This is a genomic window from Methylocystis sp. SB2 (assembly GCF_049817085.1).
Lineage (GTDB): Bacteria > Pseudomonadota > Alphaproteobacteria > Rhizobiales > Beijerinckiaceae > Methylocystis > Methylocystis rosea.
This window is the reverse complement of record NZ_CP187401.1, coordinates 1023157-1043248: the sequence shown is the minus strand read 5'-3', so window position 1 is coordinate 1043248 and position 20092 is coordinate 1023157. Positions and strand designations below refer to the sequence as shown.

The 20092-nt window shown below is 64.7% G+C and carries 16 protein-coding genes; 5 read left to right on the top strand and 11 right to left on the bottom strand.

The genetic code is table 11. From position 1 onward, the window contains the following. Nucleotides 1–29: 29 nt before the first annotated feature. The 4 genes from ACPS74_RS05275 to ACPS74_RS05260 form a co-directional block, all read right to left on the bottom strand. Complete coding sequence (locus tag ACPS74_RS05275; RefSeq protein WP_029651533.1) at nt 30–677, bottom strand: sterol desaturase family protein; 648 nt, start codon at nt 675–677, stop codon at nt 30–32. 3 nt (nt 678–680) lie between these two features. Continuing rightward, the gene (locus tag ACPS74_RS05270) at nt 681–1676 is read right to left on the bottom strand and encodes a fatty acid desaturase (RefSeq protein WP_018408964.1); all 996 of its coding nucleotides are present in this window, start codon (nt 1674–1676) and stop codon (nt 681–683) included. Continuing rightward, nucleotides 1673–2887 (bottom strand): hypothetical protein, encoded by a 1215-nt coding sequence (locus ACPS74_RS05265; RefSeq protein WP_036242093.1) that lies wholly within the window; start codon nt 2885–2887, stop codon nt 1673–1675. The genes ACPS74_RS05270 and ACPS74_RS05265 overlap by 4 nt, the downstream gene beginning before the upstream one ends. Nucleotides 2888–2949: 62 nt before the next feature. Further along, nucleotides 2950–4188: an aminotransferase class I/II-fold pyridoxal phosphate-dependent enzyme gene (locus tag ACPS74_RS05260; protein ID WP_029651531.1), complete on the bottom strand. Its 1239-nt coding sequence runs from the start codon at nt 4186–4188 to the stop codon at nt 2950–2952. 383 nt (nt 4189–4571) lie between these two features. Between ACPS74_RS05260 and ccmA the strand changes: the two genes are divergently transcribed. Further along, a complete protein-coding gene (gene ccmA / locus ACPS74_RS05255) occupies nt 4572–5237 on the top strand; it encodes a heme ABC exporter ATP-binding protein CcmA (protein WP_029648286.1) in 666 nt (221 codons plus the stop codon). Continuing rightward, nucleotides 5234–5905, top strand: coding sequence for a heme exporter protein CcmB (gene ccmB / locus ACPS74_RS05250; protein ID WP_029648285.1), 672 nt, complete (start codon nt 5234–5236; stop codon nt 5903–5905). The genes ccmA and ccmB overlap by 4 nt, the downstream gene beginning before the upstream one ends. Before the next feature lie 7 nt (nt 5906–5912). Here ccmB and ACPS74_RS05245 read toward each other — a convergent pair whose 3' ends face one another. The 4 genes from ACPS74_RS05245 to ACPS74_RS05230 form a co-directional block, all read right to left on the bottom strand. After that, nucleotides 5913–6353 carry a DUF1036 domain-containing protein gene (locus ACPS74_RS05245; protein ID WP_029648284.1) on the bottom strand — a complete coding sequence of 147 codons (441 nt, stop codon included), beginning with the start codon at nt 6351–6353 and terminating at the stop codon, nt 5913–5915. A 462-nt stretch (nt 6354–6815) separates the two neighbouring features. Further along, nucleotides 6816–7622, bottom strand: coding sequence for an enoyl-CoA hydratase (locus ACPS74_RS05240; RefSeq protein ID WP_029648282.1), 807 nt, complete (start codon nt 7620–7622; stop codon nt 6816–6818). A gap of 57 nt (nt 7623–7679) precedes the next feature. Beyond that, entirely contained in the window at nt 7680–10085 is a 2406-nt protein-coding gene (locus ACPS74_RS05235; protein ID WP_029648281.1) for a penicillin-binding protein 1A, read from the bottom strand. 377 nt (nt 10086–10462) lie between these two features. Beyond that, a complete protein-coding gene (locus ACPS74_RS05230) occupies nt 10463–11668 on the bottom strand; it encodes an N-acetylmuramoyl-L-alanine amidase (protein WP_239754147.1) in 1206 nt (401 codons plus the stop codon). Between the two features lie 714 nt (nt 11669–12382). Between ACPS74_RS05230 and ACPS74_RS05225 the strand changes: the two genes are divergently transcribed. After that, complete coding sequence (locus tag ACPS74_RS05225) at nt 12383–15385, top strand: Rne/Rng family ribonuclease (protein ID WP_029648278.1); 3003 nt, start codon at nt 12383–12385, stop codon at nt 15383–15385. On the opposite strand, the gene ACPS74_RS05220 is transcribed toward ACPS74_RS05225, so the two are convergent. Next, nucleotides 15382–16545 (bottom strand): pyridoxal phosphate-dependent aminotransferase, encoded by a 1164-nt coding sequence (locus ACPS74_RS05220; protein ID WP_029648277.1) that lies wholly within the window; start codon nt 16543–16545, stop codon nt 15382–15384. The two genes, ACPS74_RS05225 and ACPS74_RS05220, sit on opposite strands and share 4 nt — an antisense overlap. Nucleotides 16546–16640: 95 nt before the next feature. Here ACPS74_RS05220 and ACPS74_RS05215 point away from each other — a divergent pair, with 95 nt between their 5' ends. Both ACPS74_RS05215 and ACPS74_RS05210 read left to right on the top strand, forming a co-directional pair. Continuing rightward, complete coding sequence (locus tag ACPS74_RS05215) at nt 16641–16952, top strand: MmcQ/YjbR family DNA-binding protein (protein ID WP_029648276.1); 312 nt, start codon at nt 16641–16643, stop codon at nt 16950–16952. Between the two features lie 10 nt (nt 16953–16962). Further along, nucleotides 16963–18249: an MgtC/SapB family protein gene (locus tag ACPS74_RS05210; RefSeq protein WP_029648275.1), complete on the top strand. Its 1287-nt coding sequence runs from the start codon at nt 16963–16965 to the stop codon at nt 18247–18249. Here the strand turns inward: ACPS74_RS05210 and modC are convergent. Together modC and modB are read right to left on the bottom strand one after the other, a co-directional pair. Beyond that, a complete protein-coding gene (gene modC / locus ACPS74_RS05205; protein ID WP_239754158.1) occupies nt 18244–19338 on the bottom strand; it encodes a molybdenum ABC transporter ATP-binding protein in 1095 nt (364 codons plus the stop codon). The two genes, ACPS74_RS05210 and modC, sit on opposite strands and share 6 nt — an antisense overlap. After that, nucleotides 19331–20005 (bottom strand): molybdate ABC transporter permease subunit, encoded by a 675-nt coding sequence (gene modB / locus ACPS74_RS05200; protein WP_029648273.1) that lies wholly within the window; start codon nt 20003–20005, stop codon nt 19331–19333. Before modB ends, modC begins: the two co-directional genes overlap by 8 nt. Nucleotides 20006–20092: the final 87 nt, after the last annotated feature.

Below are 20092 nucleotides of genomic sequence, written 5' to 3'. Positions count from 1 at the left end.
TCCCCGCAAGGGGGAGGTAGTGCGCGCCCTCACACCGCGCGCGTGCCGGGCGTCTCGTCCTTGCGATAGGCGGTGCCGAACACATAATCCCACCAGATCGCGTGAACGCCGAAGCCTTTCTCGGCGTCGCGGAAATGATGCAGCATGTGCAGGCGCTTCACCATGCGAGCGAATTCGGATTTCGGCTGCCCGTGATGCGTCCAGAAGTGCACGCAGTCATAGATCACATAGCCCGTGATGAAGCCGGCCAGCGCCGGCCAGGCGAATGTCGCGCCAAAAATCAGGCGGGCGCAGACGAGCGCGATCAGCATGATCGGCGCCGAGAGCAGCGGCGGCATGACGAGCCGCAGCGGGTCGTTGGGATAGATGTGGTGCACGCCGTGGATGAGGAACTGGAAGCGCGGTCCAAGCCCGAACGGCAGCGCGAACACGGTGTGAAAGAGATAGCGGTGGCCGAAATATTCGGTCAGCGTCCAGCCCAGATAGCCGACGACAAGACCCAGCGCGACGAGCGTCGGACTGTTGAAGGTGAGCGAATAGAACACCAGGCCGAGAATGATCGGGCAATAGACGATCACCGGCGTCAAATGGTGCACGCGTGACAGCTTGTCGAGAAGATCGCTCTCGAAGAGGCGGGGCGAAGCGTCGAGCGCCTCCGTTCTTACGTCCTGCGTCATGACTTACTCCGCCGGCGCGACGACAGGCGCTACGCGCTCCGCCGCCTGCGTGACATTTTCCGACCGCGTGCCGAGCGAATAGGTCGGATCGAAAATGAAGGTGACGAGCAGCGCCGTCCAGGAACGATGGCATCGCAGATCATCATAGAACTCCGGCGCCATCGCCTTCAGCTGAGGCAAACGGTTCCACGGAATCTCATGAAAATCGTGGTGCTCGTTGTGATAGCCGATGTTGAGCGCGAGCGTGTTGAGCGGCCCGTAATAGTCGAACGTTCCCTGATCGGGGCCGAAGGCGAAATGCTCCTGCAGCCAGCGCGCGCTCAACGGATGCATGCCTCCAACGGAGAACCAGAAGGAAAAGAAAAGATAGAGCAGGGCGTTCGGCCCAAAGGCCCAGAGCACGAAAAGATCGAAAACGGCGATGACGGCGATATTGACGTAGGTCCAGGTTCCCCAGATCGGCACCGTGCCTTTCAGGCGCGACAGGCGCGCAAGCTGAATGACCGGGAAGAAGAAGATCCAAGCGGCTTTGCGCCAGCCGCTGTTGCCGACCCATTCGACCTCCCAGCGGCTCGGAATGTCGGCGTCATAGTCATAAGCCGAGAGATGCGAATGATGCTTGATGTGATAGCAGCGAAAGCCCATCGCCGTCGGAAAGGCGTTGGGAAGATCGGCGAGGATCGCCGTCCACTTGTTGGCGAGCGGGCTCTCGAAGACGCAATTGTGAATGGCGTCGTGGATGATGACGAAATTGGCGTGATTGGCGAAGGCGCCGACGCAGATCGCCATCAAGAGCGACAGCCACCAGTAGGAAAGGCCGAGCGAACCCAAGATCGCGGCGATGACAAACTGCCCGACGAAAATCGCCGCCGTGATCTTGAAGGTCACCGGGTCCTTGCCGAAAAGTTCGCGCACTTGCGGATATTTTTCGAGGATCAGCTTGCGCCGTTCGACATGCGAGCGGTCGGCGCCATTGGCGGTGACGGATATGCCGTTCATGACGTTGCATCCTGTAGCTGAGTTGCCGTGACGCCGTCGCGCATACGCATCGCCTCTTCGCCGCCGCCGACCGTGAGGCGCTTTTCATAAATGCGATGAATCTTGTCGACCTTGCCGCCGAACATTTCGATCGGCCGGCGCATGTCGGCGTTGCTTTCCAACACCCATCCCGCTTCGAGATGCGGAACGCGGATCTTCGCGTGGCGCCGCCGCATCTCTTCGACCAGCGACAGGAAGATCGCCCCGCCGGTCGCGCTTCTTTGCAGCGTCTTGCGCGTGCCAAGCAGCAACAGCCGCGCCGATTTGAACTGATGCGAGCGGAACCTCTTAAACGCGCGCGCCCAGCCGAAGGGGAACAGGCGGCCGTTGAGATCGGCGAGAATCTCATTGAGATTGGGAAGCGCGATCGCAAAGGACTGCGGAACGCCGTCAAGCTCGACGACGATGCCGAAATCCGCCGGCACGAGATATTGCAGCGCGTCGGCGTCGGAGTCGAATTCTTCCTTGGTGAAGGGCACGAAACCCCAATTGCCGCTCCAGCCGTCGTTGAACAGCTCGGTCATCAGCGCGGTTTCGCCCTGCTTCAAGGCCTTCATGTTCAACGGCCGGAGTTTCAAGCGATCGCGCCATTCGCGCCGCGTTGAAATGCGCGCCGGCTTGTCGCTCTCGTCGCTCGAAATGTCGAAGCGGTAGGACAGGAGGTCTTGCGCCTTCTCATAGCCCAGCGCCTCGAGATGGCGCGAGAGATAGGGCGGATGCCAGGGCATGAAGAACATCGGCGTCGCGTCGAAGCCATCGACAAGAAGTCCGCACTCCTTGTTGACCGACGGCGAGAACGGTCCGTTGATCCGCTCCGCGCCCTTGGCGCGCAGCCAGTCCTCGGCGGCCTGGGTCAGCGCGCGCACGACCTCGACGTCGTCGATGGCGTCGAGCGCGCCGAATTGCGCATTGGAGGCGCCGACCGGCGTGACGCCGGGCTTATAGATCTGCGCCATGACGCGCCCGACCCACTGGCCATCACGTCGGGCGAGAAATTTCTGCTCTTCAACGAGCTTGTAATGGGGGTTGAGCTTATGCGCGAAGACGCTCCAGCGCTCGAGGTCGAGCGGCGGCGCAAAGCCTGCCGCGCCGGCATAAAGCAGCCGTGGCAGCCTGCAGAAGGTCGCAAAGCGCGAAAGGCCGTCGACCGGGAGAATCTCGATCCGCGCCATATGATAAGTCCTAGCGGCCGCTGGCCTTAATCGAAAGCGTCAAAGTGACGCGGGAGTCAGCGCTAGCCGCCCGCCATCGCCGCGGCGACGATCTGATGCGCCTCTTCCGTCACCGGCGGCATGTCGCGCAGCATCTGGATGACGCCGCGGATTTCCGCTTCGCTGTGGTTCGCCGAGAAAAAGAAGCGCAACCGCGGCCCATCTTTCGGCACGCCGATGCGCACGACCGGCGGCACGTAATAGCCGTTCTCCAGCAGATGCTGCGACGCCCACATCGTTTCGACGTCGCTCGAGAACAGGATCGGCACGACCCCGCGGCCGATCGCCGGCCCGGTCGAGAATCCCGCTTCATGCGCGACGGTGCGGAAGAGCTCGGCGTTGTCCGCGAGTTTGGCGATGCGCCAGGTCTCTTCCTGCATCAGCCGCAGGGCGGTGCGCGCGGCGGCGAGAATGACGGGCGACAGGCCGACGCTGTAGACGAAGCCCGGCAGCGTATAGCGGAACCAGTCGATGACCTGCTTCTTGCCGCAGACATAGCCGCCGCAGGACGCGAGCGTCTTCGACATGGTGCCGACGATGAGGTCGATGCGCGCGGGATCGACGCCCTGATGTTCGGCGAGGCCGCGGCCCGTTTCGCCGAGCACGCCCAGCGAATGCGCCTCATCGACAAGCAGCCAGACCTTGTATTTTTCCTTGATGGCGAGGAGCCGCGGCAGGTCGGCGGTGTCGCCGTCCATGCTGTAGACGCCTTCCACCACGATCAGGACGTTGCGGTATTCCTCGCGGTGACGCGCGAGCAGATGGTCGAGATGATCCAAATCGTTGTGGCGGAATTTGACGACCTGCGCCGGCGCGCCGTCGGCGCCCGCGACGATGCTGTTATGCGCGAGTTCGTCGATGAAGATCGCATCGCGCTTGCCGCTCATCAGCCAGGCGATCGTCGTCACATTGGAGAGATAGCCGGAGACGAGCGTCAGCGCGCTTTCCATGCCAAGGAATTCGGCGATCTCCGCCTCGAAGGGCTTGTGCGTGGTGCGTTCGCCGCCGACAAGTCGCGAGGCCAGCGCGCCGATGCCGAGGCCGTCGATCTCGCGCTTTGCTTCCTCGCGGATCCGCGGGTGATTCGCGAGCCCGAGATAATCGTAATTGGCGAAGCTGACGAAGTGCTTGCCCTGCGCCTCGAATTCGGCCCGCAGCCTGTCGATCTGGGCGAAGAACGGATCGCTGAACTCCAGCAAGGCGTTGCCAGCAAAACGGAATCGCCTTGCCGCGTAATCCTCTAAGCTCTTATGCTTCGTCACTTACTGGGCAATCCCTGGATACGGGCGCGCCGCGCGCGATTAGCGAGAACTTGGGCCGCTGAGCGCCCAAGAAAGGGTCTGCGCTGCTTAGCATTCCCGTCCCGTCTGCGCCAGCGGGGCGGCCCGGGGGCAGGGGTGGGCGATCGGGCGAAGGATTGTTTTCCTCACCCTCATCCTGAGGAGCCGCCGCAGGCGGCGTCTCGAAGGACGAGGGTGAGGAAAAATACGCGAAAAACGGGCTTCCTCGTCCTTCGAGACGCGTGCTGCGCACGCTCCTCAGGATGAGGAAGCCCTTCACCCGATCGCCCTGCGGGGGCAGGGCGGGCGCTTGAGGCGCGAGCCCGTGTCTGGCGGAGTCGGTCGCAAAGCTCTATGCGGAGCGCATGTCGATCGATGTCCCAGGGCCCGTTCAGCCGCCCGTCGATGGCGCTTTACGTCTTTGCGTCGATAATCTCGGCGTTTTGCGCGGGGGCAGGCGCGTGCTCGATCAACTTAGCTTTTCGCTTTCCGCGGGGCAGGCGCTCATCGTGACGGGTCCCAACGGCGCCGGGAAATCGACGCTGCTGCGGGCCTTGGCGGGACTGCTGCCGCGCGCGGGAGGCTCGATCGCTCTCGAAGGCGGGCCGAGCGACGTCGACCTGCCGCAGCAGGCGCATTACCTTGCCCATAGTGATGGGATGAAGGCGGCGCTAAGCGTCGAGGAGAACCTCGAATTCTGGTCGCGTTATTTGGCTCAGGAGCCTGACCGGCGCAGCCGCACGGTCGACGCGGCGCTCGAGGTCGTCAGTCTCGCCCATGTCGCCGCCGCGCCGTTTGGCGTCCTCTCGGCGGGTCAGAAACGGCGCGCTGCATTGGCGCGTCTCCTCGTCGCCTTTCGGCCGCTCTGGCTCCTTGACGAGCCGCTGACCGCGCTCGACCGCGCCTCACGCGAAAAATTCGCGCTCGCCATGCGCGATCATTGCGCGCTCGGCGGATTGATCGTCGCCGCGACGCATGAGCCGCTGGGGCTCGATGAGGCGGCCTCGCTTGCCTTGGGCGGCGCCTCGTGAGTTCTCCGCTCGCTGCGCTTTTCCTGCGCGAATGGCGCGTCGCGCGCCGCATCGGCGGTTCCGGCGCGATGGGCGTCGTGTTCTTCCTGACGCTCGTCGCGATCGTTCCCTTCGCCGTCGGGCCAGACCCTAATCTGCTCGTCCGCATCGGCCCGGCGATCCTGTGGATCGCGGCGCTGCTGGCGACGCTGCTCTGTCTCGACCGCCTGTTTCAGGCCGACGCCGAGGATGGCTCCCTCGATCTCTTCCATCTTTCCGAGACGCCGCTCGAATTGGCGGTGCTCGTCAAATGCGCGGCGCACTGGGCGGCGACCGGCCTGCCGCTCGTTATCGCCGCGCCGTTTCTGGGGCTGATGCTGCAACAGGAGGCCATGGCGCTTCTCGGCGTCGTCGCGACGCTGCTTGTCGGCACGCCGGCGCTCACGCTGATCGGCGCCATCGGCGCGGCGGCGACGGTGACCGTGCGACGCGGCGGCCTGCTTATGGCGCTGCTCGTCCTGCCGCTGACGATCCCGGTGCTGATCTTCGGCGTCTCCGCCGCGGAGGCGGCGAGCGGCGGCGCCGTGCCCTTCTACGCGCCCTTCGCGATCCTCTGCGCGATCACGCTCGCCGCTATCGCGCTTTGCCCCTTCGCGGCCGCCGCGGCGCTGCGCTATCTCGGCGAATAGGTCGCGGTCAATCGATGCACACGCGCCCGCTGTTCGAACGGCCGGTCAGGCTGTGCGTGTGATTGCCGCTGCCGCTCGTCACATGGACGAAGTTCTTCATCTGCCCGCGTCGTCCAAATATGCAGCGCTTGGCGTTGCCGATCTTGAATGCGCCCTGAGTCGTGCAGAAGGCGGAATCGCCGCGCCATTCCCTGCCGGCGCCATGGGCGTAAAAGAAGTAATTATGCGGATCGGACGTCTCGCTGCGCAAAACGACTCTTTCGCAGCCGCCGCAGGCGCGAAGCTTCCACCATCCCTCCGAGGTGAATCCGCCGCTCGGGCTCACCCAAGCGGACGCAACGGTGACTTGATCGGGCGTTCTGTTGCAGACGGTCAAATCCGCCTTCGCGGGCGGCGCAAAAGCGCAGGATGCGACGGCGAGCGCGATCGAAAGACGAAAAGCATTCATTTCACTCTCCTAAAAATGAGTTCTAAAAAAACTCGCGATAAGTCGTCGACGCCCGCCAAAGCAGCTGACGCGTTCTTCGCGCCGGCGCTCCACGATCAGCCTGCGCGCGCCGGGAAGGCGGCGAGCGTGAAGGCGATCGCGAGCGCAAGGAGCAGCGCCAGATGCAGGGCGCGATTGCGCAATCTGGACATTTTTCTCTTCCTTCAAAAATGACGCGCCGAGCGCAACACGCCACGTGCGCTGAACATCATTTAAGATCGAAATAGCGTGCGGCGCCTCGTCCGGTTAGCTGAGAGAGGCGCAAGAAAGATCAGCGTCGCGGCGCAGCCGAGAGCTGCGCGCATGGCAAGTCGCCGCGCCAACTCCTTATGAGCCTGCGGCTTTGCAAACTCGGTCGCTGGGTCAATCGCCATGAGCCGCGCGTTAGTGAGCGCGACTTTTAGCAGCGTATAAGGCCAGTTCTCACTTTTCGGCCCATGTCGGCGCACGCTTCTCCAGAAAGGCGGCCACGCCTTCCTTGGCGTCTTCCGCCAGCATGTTCTCGACCATCACGGCGCTCGCCAGTTCATAGGCGTCCGAAAGAGACTTCTCGCTCTGAGCGTAAAAGGCCCTTTTGCCGAAGCGGATCGCCTGCGGCGATTTTTGCGCGATGAGACGCGCCAGCGCCAGCGCGCCGATCCTTGCGCCATCGGCTGACATGCGGTTGACGAGGCCGATGCGCAGCGCCTCCTCGGCGCTGATGGGAACGCCCGTGAGCAGCATCTCCATCGCCTGCTTTGGCGCCACATTGCGCGAGAGCGCCACGGCCGGCGTCGAGCAGAAAAGGCCGATGTTAACGCCCGGCGTGCAGAAGCGGGCGCGCGGGCCGGCGACGGCGAGATCGCAACTCGCGACGAGCTGGCAGCCGGCGGCCGTGGCCATCTCATCGACAGCCGCGACGACCGGCTGAGGCAGCGTCACGATTTTCTGCATCAGCGCCGAGCAGGCGCGCATCGTCTTATCGAAGAAGGCGCGGCCTCGGTCGGGATCGTTGCGATGCGCCGTCATCTCCTTGAGGTCATGACCGGCGCAGAAGGCGGGGCCTTCCGCCTGCAGCACGACGACGCGAACGTCGTGGCTGCCGGCAAGCGCGTCGAGCCGGCCCGAGAGGGCGTCGATCATCGCGAGAGATAGAGCGTTGCGCGAGGCGGGGCTGTTCAGCGTGAGGATCGCGACGCCAGCCGCGGTCTCCAGCGTCACGCGCGCGGTGGTTTCGACGTCCAGGGTCATCGCTTCGAGTATAGCCCGGCGGCGGGAAACCAAAGGTGCCCGGCCGCCGTGCGCGATTTAGTAGAGGCCGCCGGTGCCGCTGCCGACCTGCTGATCCACGTCGTGCGGCGTATCGAGCTGACGCGGGCCGCCGCCGCCGGAGTAGGAGTCGGGCGGCGCCGTCCCCGGCTTGAACGCTTCGAGAATCGTGCCGGCCCCCGACGAGCGCAGCCCGGAGTGCACGTCGATGGAAATGAGCTTGATCCCCGGCGGCACACGGAACGGCGTATCGGGCTTGTCCTTCAGAGCCACGGTCATGAAGTCGCGGAAGATCGGCGCGGCGAACTGCGCGGCCTGGGCGTGGCTGCCGAGCGAGCGCGGCCGATCGTAGCCGATGAAGACGCCGACCGCGAGATCAGGCGAGAAGCCGACGAACCAAAGATCTTTTGCGTCGTTTGTCGTGCCGGTCTTGCCGGCAAGGTGCTTGCCGACCGATCTGATCGAGACGCCGGTGCCGCGCTGGATCACGCCTTCCATGATCGAGGTGATCTGATAGGCGGTGAGCGGATCGAGCACCTGTTCGCGCTTGTCGATGAGCTTGGGTTCGAGCTGGTTCTCCCATTTGGCGGAGTCGCAGCCGATGCATTGACGCTCGTCATGTCGGTAGACCGTCTTGCCCCAGCGATCCTGAATGCGGTCAATCAGCGTGGGCTTAATGCGCTTGCCGCCATTCGCCAGCATCGAATAGCCGGTGACCATGCGGAGCAGCGTCGTTTCGCCGGCGCCGAGCGCCATGGAGAGATAGGGCGTCATCTCGTCGTAGACGCCAAAGCGCTTGGCGTATTCGGCGATGAGCGGCATGCCGACGTCTTTCGCCAGACGCACCGTCATCATGTTCTTGGAATGCTCGATTCCGTAGCGCAGCGGATGCGCGCCGGTGCCATGGCCGCCTTCGAAATTCTCCGGCGTCCAATAGGTGCCGTCCGCCTGCTGGATGGAAATCGGCTCGTCGAGGATGGACGACGACGGCGTATAGCCATTGTCGAGCGCCGTCGCATAGACGAAGGGCTTGAATGAGGAGCCGGGCTGGCGCAACGCCTGAGTCGCGCGATTGAATGACGACTGGTCGAAGGAAAAGCCGCCGACCATGGAGAAGACGCGGCCCGTGTGCGGGTCCATGGCCACCATCGCGCCGGAGATGTCGGGGATCTGGCGCAAACGATATTGGCCGGCGCGTCCCGCGAGCGGCTCGACGTAGATCACGTCGCCCGTCGTCAAGGCCGTTTTCGGCGTGCGGCCGCTCCAGCGCATGCCTTCGGCCGTTAGAAGGCCGGTCTCGCGTTCGCGCGCCACTTCGCCGAATTTCTCGCGTCCCGGCTGAAGGCCGATGCGCGCGGCGTCGCCGGTCACATCGAGCACGACGGCGAGGCGCCATGGCTTGACGTCGCCAAGCGCGGGAATGGCCGCGAGCGTCACGCCCCAGTCGGAGGAGATGTCGATGTGGTTCATCGCGCCGCGGAAGCCATGCGCCTCGTCGTAGCGAACGAGGCCGTCGGCCAGGGCCTTTCGCGTGAGGGCCTGCATCTTGGGGTCGAGCGTCGTGCGAACCGACAGCCCGCCCTCGTAGAGCTTCTTCTCGCTTTGTTGCTCCAGCAATTGACGGCGCACTTCCTCGGCGAAATAGCCCGCGACATAAGTGTTGGGGGAGAGAACGCGCGGATTGACGCCAAGCGGTTCGGCTTTCGCCTTCGCGCCTTCGTCGGCGGTCACATAGCCGTCGGCGATCAGTCGATCGATGACGTAGTTGCGACGCTCGAGGGCGCGCTCGCGATTCTGAAACGGATGATAATTGCTGGGCGCCTTGGGAAGCGCCGCGAGATAGGCCGCCTCGGCGAGCGTGAGCTCATTGACCGATTTGTTGAAATAATTGAGCGCCGCGGCGGCGACGCCGTAGTTTCCAAGGCCGAGATAGATCTCGTTGAGATAAAGCTCGAGGATCTTGTCCTTGGGATAGGCCGCTTCGATGCGGAAGGCGACGAGCGCTTCGCGAATCTTGCGTTCGATCGAGCGCTCGTTGCCGACGAGGAAGTTCTTGGCGACCTGCTGCGTGATGGTCGAGGCGCCTTGCACATGGCGGCCGCCCTGGGCGAGCACCGTCACGGCGCGCATCACGCCTTCCGGATCGATGCCGACGTGGTTGTAGAAATTCTTGTCTTCGGCGGAGATGAACGCCTGTTTCACCAGCTGCGGAATGGCGGAGCTCGGCAGGAACAGGCGGCGTTCATGCGAATATTCGGCGAGGATCGAGCCGTCGCCGGCGTGCAGCCTTGTCGTCACTGGCGGCTCGTAGTCGCGCAACTGGGCAGTGTCGGGCAGATCCTTGGAAAAATAATAGATCAGCCCGGACCCGGCGATCGCTCCGATAAGGAAAACGATCGTCGCGGTCGCGAAGACGAAGCCCAAAAACCTTGCGAGCATTCGCATGAAATATCACCCTTAGAGCGGCCGGCGGCTGGCGTCGGCTATTGTTTCAATGCCAAAGTCCGTGTCGCGACCGCGGGCGCCTGAGCCTTGTCGGCGCGCGAGAGCGACTCGTTCAGCTCAGATATAGTGAGCGATCGCACTTTTTGGGTCGCTTTCTTTCACAACGCCCGTTTGGATCATTCCACCGTTCGGCGAATTCCCGGCGCCGGCTCGCGGCGCCTTTGACTGCGAACGCGGCCGGTCACGAAATTGCCGCGACGCGAGAAGCGTTTATCCGCAAGTGTGTGACGCCGCGTCTGCGTTTCTCGTTCTTCGGCGGCTGCGACGCGCGGGCGATCGTGCGTCGCGACTGTCTCCATGTGCCGTGATTTTGTGTTTTATTGTGGGCGCGCCGCGGCCGAGGGCGCTTCGGCGGGGGCCCGCGCTTCACGGCTACGCGCGCTGATAAAGGCGTCAACAGCTTCGGCGGTTTTCTGCGCCGCGCGCTCGCGCCAGTCCTGGGACGTCAGCCGGGACAGATCCCTTTCGCTCGAAAGATATCCAAGTTCGAGCAGAACGGAGGGGACGTCAAAGGCTTTGAGCACAACGAAGCCCGCCGAACGGCTTGGATTTTTGTTGAGCGCCCCGACTTCCTTCCAGAATGAGATCAGCGAATGCGAAAACTGGCGACTGTAGCCGCGGGTCTCGCGTCGCGTGAGTTCGAACAATATGTCGCCAACCTCTTCGGCGTCCGCCTTGCTTTCAAGTCCGGCGGCCTGATCCGCGAGATTCTCCTTCTCGGCCATCCGCGCCGCTTCGGCGTCCGAGGCGCGCTCAGAGACCGTGTAGACGGTCGCGCCCTCGACGCGGGATGCGGACAGCGTGTCCGCATGAACCGAGATAAACAGCGACGCGTTGTTTTCGCGACCGATTCGCACCCGCTCGCCGAGCGGGAGAAACATGTCGTGGTCGCGGGTTAAAAGCACGCGCGCGCGCCCGGTTTCCTGGATTTTGTCCCGCAGCGCGCGCGCGAACTCGAGCACGACGTCCTTTTCCATTTCGCCGTGCTTGGAGGTTGCGCCCATATCGACCCCGCCATGACCCGGATCGATGACCACCATGGGCTTGTCCGTTGGCGCTTTGGCGGCCGTCGCTGGCAGTTTGGACGGTTCTGCGGGCTGTAGGCGCGCCTGTTCGGCGACGGTCGAAGCGAAATGCCCGGCGCTGGTCGGGGCGAGTTCGATGACGAGCCGCGGTCCGCCGACGGCGACCTCGCTGTCCGCCTTGAGAATCTTGGCGGGCCCCGCGAGATCGATCACGACGCGCGAGCGTCCCGGCGCGAAGGTGCCATAACGATATGATTTTATGAGCTTGTCGCCGGGCGACAGGCCGGCGTTCGCCTCCATGCGGAAGAGCACTTCCGGCAAATCGACGATGATGCGCGGCGGGTTCGATACGGGATGCGCGGTCACCGGCGGCAGGCCGGTGAGATCGAAGAGGAGGCGGGAGCGATCGGGGAGCGCCTCGATACGCGCGGTCAGCGCAGAGATCTCCTTCCGTTGCTCGTCGGCGGCGGCAGACCGCGTGAGCGGGCCCAGAGCCATGAGGAACGCGGCCGCCATTGCGATCAACGGTCGTGACGCCCCTGCGCGCAAAGCTGTCCTCCTCACCTGCGTCCCCAAATTCGCGCGGCGTTTCGATCCGGCGATTGGCATTTTGGCAAGAGCGCCGTTAACGCATCGTTAGCTTATCTGAAAGCCGTCCGTTGCGGGACCTTTCCCCATGAATTTTTCGGTGAATAGCCGAGCCGGCGCTTGCGCCGGCCTACTTCGACCGATATGTAAGGAGATAGCTGCGGAATTCTGCGGCGCGATATTTGCCGCAAAATGCGGCCGTCAAGTCGAGCCAACAGAATTTCGGACAGTTGCTTTCCGTTACGCCGCCCCGTGCAGGTCGTGACGTTTGGTCGCCGCCACTTGGCGGTGCGAAAGGTTTTTTGACGATCTCATGGCCAGGACCGTGATAGGCGCGAGAGCAGTCGTTTCCTCCGTGTGGCTTGTCCGCGCGGGAGGGCGCAGCCTCGCAAAAAACATGTCCTCTTGGCTCGTTCGTCATTTCACGGGGACGAGGCGCGATGCGCTTTGTCCCGCCGGCTCGCAAGCCGGCAAGCGTATCGCAGGTCTCAGGCCTGTCTCCCTTATCCTCACAAGAAGCGTTCGCGCCGTCAGGATGCGCCAAAGAGCGGTCGCCGAGTCCCCTCGAGGACTCAGGCTTGCCCCGTCGGCGTTATTGCGCGCGACGCCGCAGAAGAGTCCCCCATGGCTAACAAGATGCTCATCGACGCCTCCCACCCGGAGGAGACCCGCGTAGTCGTTCTACGTGGAAGCCGCGTTCAGGAATTCGATTTCGAGGCTGCTGACAAAAAACCCCTGCGCGGCAATATTTATCTCGCGAAGGTCACGCGGGTTGAGCCATCCCTTCAGGCCGCCTTCGTCGACTATGGCGGAAATCGTCACGGCTTTCTGGCCTTCGCCGAAATTCACCCTGACTACTATCAAATCCCCGTCGCCGACCGTCAGGCGCTGCTCGAGGAAGAGAGCCGCGCCCATCAGCAGGCCGACGAGGAAGAGCGCGTTCCGCATGGTCGCGGGCGTCGTTCGCGCCGCCGCCAACATGAGGGCGCCGAGAAGCGTGCGAGCGCTGATGAGGCTGTGACGAGCGAGCCCCTCGACGAGGCGGGCGCTTCGCCGGTCGTCATTGAGGACCAGGCCGAAACAGCCTTCGCCGAATCGGCTGAGGAACGGTCTGAAGCCGCGCCGGAGTTCGCGCCCCAAGCTGAGGCGCAAGAATATCTCGAGGCCCGGCCAGCGGCGGAGACCGAATCGAGGGGTCAAGACGTCGAGGCGGAGGAGCCCGAGGCCGGGAACGCTGAAGCCGCCGAGTTTCGGTCGGAGAGCACGGACGTTGAGGCCGAGGCGGGCGATCAGCCGATCGCTACGGCGCAGCATGAGCAGATTTCCATCGATCCGGCCGGTTTCGGTTCGGTCGAGACCGGCGAAGCCGAGGAGTTTGCTCTCGAGGCGCCGGAGCCTGACCACGAACTGAAGGCGCGCCGCCAGGATGAGCGCGACGAGGCGCGTGAGCGCGCCCGCGAAGATGCTGAAGGCGAAACGGCTGAGGTCAACGCCCGCGTCAACGCCCCGGCTGAGGAGCATGACGAGGAAGAGCACGACGACGAGGACGATCACGTCGAGCACATCGGCGGGGATGCGATGGACGAAGCGCCCTATCGGGCGCCGCGCTCCCGCCGCCAGTACAAGATTCAAGAGGTCATCAAGCGCCGCCAGGTGCTGCTCGTTCAGGTCGTCAAGGAAGAACGCGGCAACAAGGGCGCCGCGCTCACGACCTATCTCTCGCTCGCCGGCCGTTATTCCGTGCTTATGCCCAACACCGCGCGCGGCGGGGGCATTTCGCGCAAGATCACGGACGGCGCGGACCGCAAGCGGTTGAAGGAGATCGTGCATGATCTCGAAGTGCCGGAGGGGATGGGCGTCATCCTGCGAACGGCCGGCGCGACGCGGACCAAGCAGGAGGTCAAGCGCGATTTCGAATATCTGCTGCGGCTGTGGGAGAGCGTGCGCGAATTGACCCTGCGCTCCGCGGCGCCGACCCTCGTCTATGAGGAAGGCTCGCTCATCAAGCGGGCGATTCGCGATCTTTATGGGCGCGACGTCGAGGAAGTCGTCGTTTCCGGCGAAGACGCTTATCGCGAGGCCAAAGACTTCATGCGCATGCTGATGCCGAGCCACGCCAAAAACGTGCGCCTGCATCGCGAGGCCTTTCCGATCTTCGCCGAGAGCGGCGTCGAGGCGCAGCTCGATGCGATGTTCTCCAATCATGTCACGCTGAAATCGGGCGGCTATCTGGTCATCAACCAGACCGAGGCGCTGGTCGCGATTGACGTGAACTCGGGACGCTCGACGCGCGAGCACAATATCGAGGACACGGCGCTTCGCACCAATCTAGAAGCCGCGGACGAAGTCGCGCGCCAGTTGCGACTGCGGGATCTCGCCGGACTGATCGTCGTCGACTTCATCGACATGGAGGAGAGTCGCAACAATCGCGCTGTTGAGCGACGCCTCAAGGACGCGCTGAAAAACGACCGCGCCCGCATTCAGGTCGGCCGCATCTCGCATTTCGGCTTGCTCGAAATGTCGCGCCAGCGCATCCGCGCCGGCGTCGTTGAAGGCTCGACAGTGCCATGTCCGCACTGCATCGGCGCCGGTCACGTGCGCTCCACCGCTTCCGTCGCGCTGCACGTGCTGCGCGTGCTGGAAGAGGCGCTGGTCAAGAGCGCCGCGCATGACGTGACGCTGCGCACCCGCGCAGTGGTGGCGCTCTACATTCTCAACCAGAAGCGCACCCATTTGCAGGAGCTGGAGCGCCGCTTCGGCGTCCACATCACGGTGGCCGCCGACGATACGCTGACGGGCGCGACCTATCATGCGCTCGAGCGCGGAGAACTCGCGACCGGTCCGCGCGTTTCGCAGCGCGACGCGCCTCTGCGGGTCGATTCGCTGCGCGCCGAACCTCTTGAGGAAGAGGCGCCGGAAGATGTGATCGGCGGCGAAATCGTCGAGGTGGAAGAGGAAACCGTCGAGTCGAACGGCGAACAGCGTGACGAGAACGGCGAACGATCGCGCTTCGGCGCGGAAGAAGACGCGTCACGTGGTCGTCGCCGTCGCCGTCGTCGAGGCCGTGGCGGCGGCGCACAGGGTGGCGAACCCTTGCCGCCCGGCGCCGAGCAGCCGTCCGATGAAGGTCTTGCGCTCATGGCGGCGATTGAGGGCGCGCCGGCGCCTGCCGAGGAGCGGTCTGACCGCCGCGGCGGCCGACGCGGCGGCAATCGCGGCCCGGATCGCGGTTCAGATCGCGGTCCTGGCCGTTGGCGCCGATCCGCGCCCTTGCCCGAGGAATTCAAAGACCCTTCCGCAGTCTTCGCGCTCGACGAGGGTGGTGAGGATGCTCAGGCGCTGATCTCTCCGCGGGGGGCGCAGACGCCGGACTATCCGGAGACTTTGCCGCCGCCGCCGGTAAACGGCGCTGAGATTGCGCCGCCCTCCCAGCCGCCCTTCCAAGAGCGCGCAAGCGAGCCGGTCGCCCCCATCGCTCCGCCTCAGGCGGCGGCGCCGACGCCCGAGCCCGCCCCGCAGCCGGTCGCCCCGCGCGAGCCAACGGAAGTGGTCATTACCCAAGCGGACCCCGACCGCCCCAAGAAGGGCGGCTGGTGGCAGCGCGTGCGCACGCCTTTCGGAAGCTAGGGCCGCAGCCAGGCTTCTAGGCGGGCGAGGCCCTCGCGCACGTCCGCCTCCGGCCCGGCGTAAGAAAGCCGCAGCGTTTTCGCGCCGCGGCGCGGATCAAAATCGAGGCCGGGCGTCGTCGCGACGCCGGCCTCGTGCAACATCCGCCGACAGAACCCGATTGAATCGTCGGTGAAACGCGAGATGTCGGCGTAGATGTAAAACGCGCCGTCGGGCGGCGCGAAACGGTCCAATCCCACTTTGGCTAGGCGGTCCAGCAGAAGCGCTCGGTTTCGCGCATAGGCGGCGCGGTTCGCCTCGAGTTCGTCGCCAGCGTCGAAAGCGGCGAGGGCCGCGCGCTGCGACAGGGTCGGGGCGCAGATCGCCAGCGACTGCTGCAGCCGCTCGAGCGGACGCATCAATTCGGGCGGCGCGACGAGCCAGCCGAGCCGCCACCCGGTCATCGCGTAATATTTCGAGAAGGAATTGATGACGAGGGCGCGTTCCGAGAAGCGCAGTGCGGTCTCCGCGCGCATCTCATATTCGAGTCCGTGATAGATCTCGTCCGAGACGAAAACGATTTCGGCTTCGTCGCAGAAGGCGCAGATCCGCGCCAATTCTTCGCGCGCAATCATCGCGCCGGTCGGATTGGCCGGGCTCATGAAGAGCGCGCCGTGAACCTTCCTGTCGCGATGCGCCGCTTCGAGCATCGCCGCGGTGGGCGCAAAGCGCGTCTCTTCGCCGATGTCGAGCAGGACCGGCTCCAGGCCAAGCGCGGAAAGGATGTTCGCATAGGCCGGATAGCCAGGCGCGGTGACGGCGATCCTCGCTCCCGGATCGAACGCGGCGAGAAAGGCGAGAAGAAAGCCGCCGGATGAGCCTGTCGTGGCGATGATGCGGTCGGGCGTGACGTCGACGCCATAGCGCTCGCGATAGTGGCGTGCGATGCGCTCGCGCAGCGGCGCGTCGCCGAGCGCTTCGCCATAGCCGATCACGCCGTGGGCAAGCGACTCCGCGGCGGCCTCGCGCACGCGGCGCGGCGCGGCGACCCCGGGTTCGCCAAGTTCCAAATGGATGATGCTGCGGCCGGCGCGCTCCAAGGCTTTCGCGTCGCGCAGCACGTCCATCGCCATGAAGGGCGCGATATTGGAGCGGCGGGACGGGGGTAGAGGTACGTTCATGCAAGCCTTCTATTGCCAATCTCAGTCAGGCGCACGCTTTTGGCGCCGCGCGCCATATTATCAGGGCGGGCATCGCCGCCGTTCACGGAGCAGAGATGGCCAGCAGCCATGATTTCCAGCGCATCGCACTGTCTCTCGAGGGAACGCGCGAAGCGCCGCATTTCGACAGAACCGCATTTAAGGTCGCGCGGATCTACGCGACTCTCGCTGCCGACGGACTGACGGCGAATGTGAAATTCGCGCCCGAAGAGCAGGCGTTCAAATCCATGATGGCGCCCCAAGCCTTTGCGCCCGTTCCCAACGCGTGGGGACGGCAGGGATGGACGACGATTCTGCTCGCAGCGGTTGATGTCTCGGAGCTGCGCGACGCGCTTGAAACGGCTTGGCGCCACGCCACACGACGATAAAGAAAAACAAATGTACGAATTAAGCGCCGCCGAGCTGATTCAGAGATTGTCGATCGCCCTGGCGATCGGCCTGCTCATCGGTCTCGAACGGGGCTGGACGTCACGCGACGAGTCGGAAGGCGAGCGCGCCGCCGGTCTTCGCACGCATGGTCTCGCCGGACTGCTCGGCGGCGTATGGGGCGCCATTGTTCAGCCTTATGGCGGGGCCGGCGTCATCGCATTGGCGATCACGCTTGTCTTCATCGGCGCGTTGATCGGCGTCTATCGCTATCGAGAAAATATCCATGATGAGACCTTTGGCGCGACGACCGTCGTCGCGGCGTCGCTAGCCTTTTCACTCGGCGCCTTCACCGTGATTGGGGACATACAGGCGGCCGCAGCCGCAGCGGTGGCGACGACCGTGATCCTGGCGCTCAAAGGGTTTCTCCACGGCTTCGTCAAGCGCATCACCTGGGACGAGCTGCGCTCCGGGCTGGCGCTGCTGGCGATGAGCTTCATCTTGCTGCCGATTTTGCCGAATCGCGCCATCGACCCATGGCAAGCGGTGAACCCTTTCGAATTGTGGCTGATGACCGTGCTGATCGGCGTGATTTCGTTCGTCGGCTACGTCGCCGTCAGAATCATCGGCTACCGCCGCGGCGTCGCCGTCGCCGGCATGGCGGGAGGACTGGCGTCGTCGACGGCCGCGACGGCGGCGATGTCGCGGCTGGCGCGGGAACATCCCTCTCAGATTGGCGCTTCGGCGGCGGGCGCCATCTTCGCCAATGCGGTGATGGCGCCGCGAATCATCGCCGTCATCGCGGTCATCAATCCGACGCTCGCGTGGCGCTTGGCGCCGCCGGTCGTTGCGGGCGGCGTGCTCTTCGCGCTTGCCGGTGTCTTTCTCCTGCGACGAAGCGAGCGGCCTGCAGAATCGAGCGACTTTTCTGTCGGCAATCCGCTGGATCTGATGGCGGTGCTGAAATTCGGCGCGCTCCTCGCGACCGTGATGATCCTCTCGCGGCTCGCGACGCATTTCGCCGGCAGCGCCGGCGCCTATGCGCTCGCGGCCATTTCCGGCATCGTCGACGTTGACGCGATCGGACTGACCATGGCGCGGCTTGGCGCAACCGAGATCGGCGTAAAGGCCGCGGCGGGAGCGGTGCTGCTGGCGCTGCTGTCGAATACGGCGTCGAAAGTCGTGATGGGCTGGGTTATCGGCGGCGCCGCGATGGGCCAAAGACTCGCCGCGGCTTCCGCTCTCGCCGTCGCCGGCGCGCTCATGGCGTTGTGGTTGGCGGACTTCGTTGGCCTATAGGCCGCGCTCGTCGAGAGCGACCGACTTCACTAGGGCGAATACGTCAGCGCCGACGGTCAGCCACAACTCGTCCAGAGCGAGGCGCGTGATCGCGGAGACAAGGCGGTCGCCGCCGATGAGCGTCAGCGTGACGAAGGCGAGGGCGCTCTCGGTCGCATCGATCTTCTCGATGCGTCCGCGCAAGATCGTGCGCACGCTGGTGTCGCGGGGTTCGGACATCGCAAGCGCAACGTCTGTCGCGCGCATGACGACGCGCGCCTCGCGCTGCGTCGTCAGACGCGCCGCGATCAAGATCTCGCCCGCCGGATGGGCGAGCCGCGTGACGCCGTATGCTTCGTCGACGGCGACCACGCGCGCCTTGAGCGCGTTGACCACGCCGAATCGGCCGCCTTCGACAAGACGGCTCGCGCTCGGCAGCACGTCGAGCGGCGCGCCGCGCGCGACGACGCGACCGCGATCGAGCACGACGGCCTCGTCGGCGATGCGCGTGACTTCTTCCGGCGCATGGCTGACGTAAATGATCGGGATATCGAGTTCGTCGCGCAGCCGTTCGAGATAGGGCAACACGTCGAGACGGCGCGCCACGTCGAGCGACGCCAGCGGCTCATCCATCAGCAGCAGTTGTGGACGCGTCAGCAGGGCGCGGGCGATCGCGACTCTCTGTCGCTCGCCCCCGGAAAGCGTATCCGGCCAGCGCTCCGCCAGAGCGGCGATGTCGAGCATTTCGCAGAGCGCCTCGCGGCCTGCGTCTGCCGCCGTGACGCGCGCGCGGGTCATTCCATAGTCGAGATTTCCTTTGACGGTCAGATGGGAAAACAGGCTCGCGTCCTGAAACACCATGCCGAGCGCGCGGCGATGCGTCGGCACGAAGACGCCATGCGCCTCGTCTTGCCAGACGTCGCCGCCGATTTTGAGAAGCCCGTCGGGGGCGCGCGCCAGCCCCGCGATGCAGCGCAGGGCGGTGGTCTTGCCGGAGCCGGAAGGGCCAAAGAGCGCTGTGACGCCGCGTCCCGGCAGCTCCAGGTCAACGTCGAGCGCGAAGCCGGGATAGGCGAGGCGGAAACGCGCGGCGATGGCGCCGTCAGCCATTGCGGCCGTTCCGTCGGCGCCCATAGAGCGCAAGGAGAACGCAGAAACTGAACAGCAGCATGCCCCCCGCGAGCCAATGTGCACGCTCGTAGTTCATCGACTCGACCTGGTCATAGATCAGAACCGACACCACGCGCGTCTTGTCCGGAATGGCGCCGCCGATCATCAGCACGACGCCGAATTCACCGACCGTATGCGCAAAACCGAGGATCGCCGCGGTGACGAGACCGGGCCGCGCGAGCGGCAGCGCCACCGTGAAGAATGCGTCTAGCGGGCTCGCGCGCAAGGTGGCGGCGGCCTCAAGCGGACGATCGCCCATCGCCTCGAAGGCGTTCTGAATCGGCTGCACCACGAAAGGCAGCGAATAAAAAAGCGACGCCACGACGAGGCCGGCGAAGGTGAAAGGCAAGGGCGCGACGCCGAGGAACGCCGTGAGCCTGCCCAGGGGTCCATGCGGACCCATGACCAGCAGCAGGTAGAAGCCCAGCACCGTCGGCGGCAGAACCAGCGGCAGCGCCACGACGGCGCCCAACGGACCCTTGAGCCAGGACCGCGTCCGCGCCAGCCACCACGCCAGCGGCGCGCCAATGAGGAGCAGCAGAAAGGTGACGATCGTCGCGAGCTTGAGCGTCAGCCAGATCGCCGCGAAATCTTCAGATGTCGGCATACGAGACCTGCCGCCGAGCGGCGGCGGTGAGGTTAAGACAGGCGGAAGACTGTCAGCGTCCGCCTGTTCCACATTTTAGCGGATTCG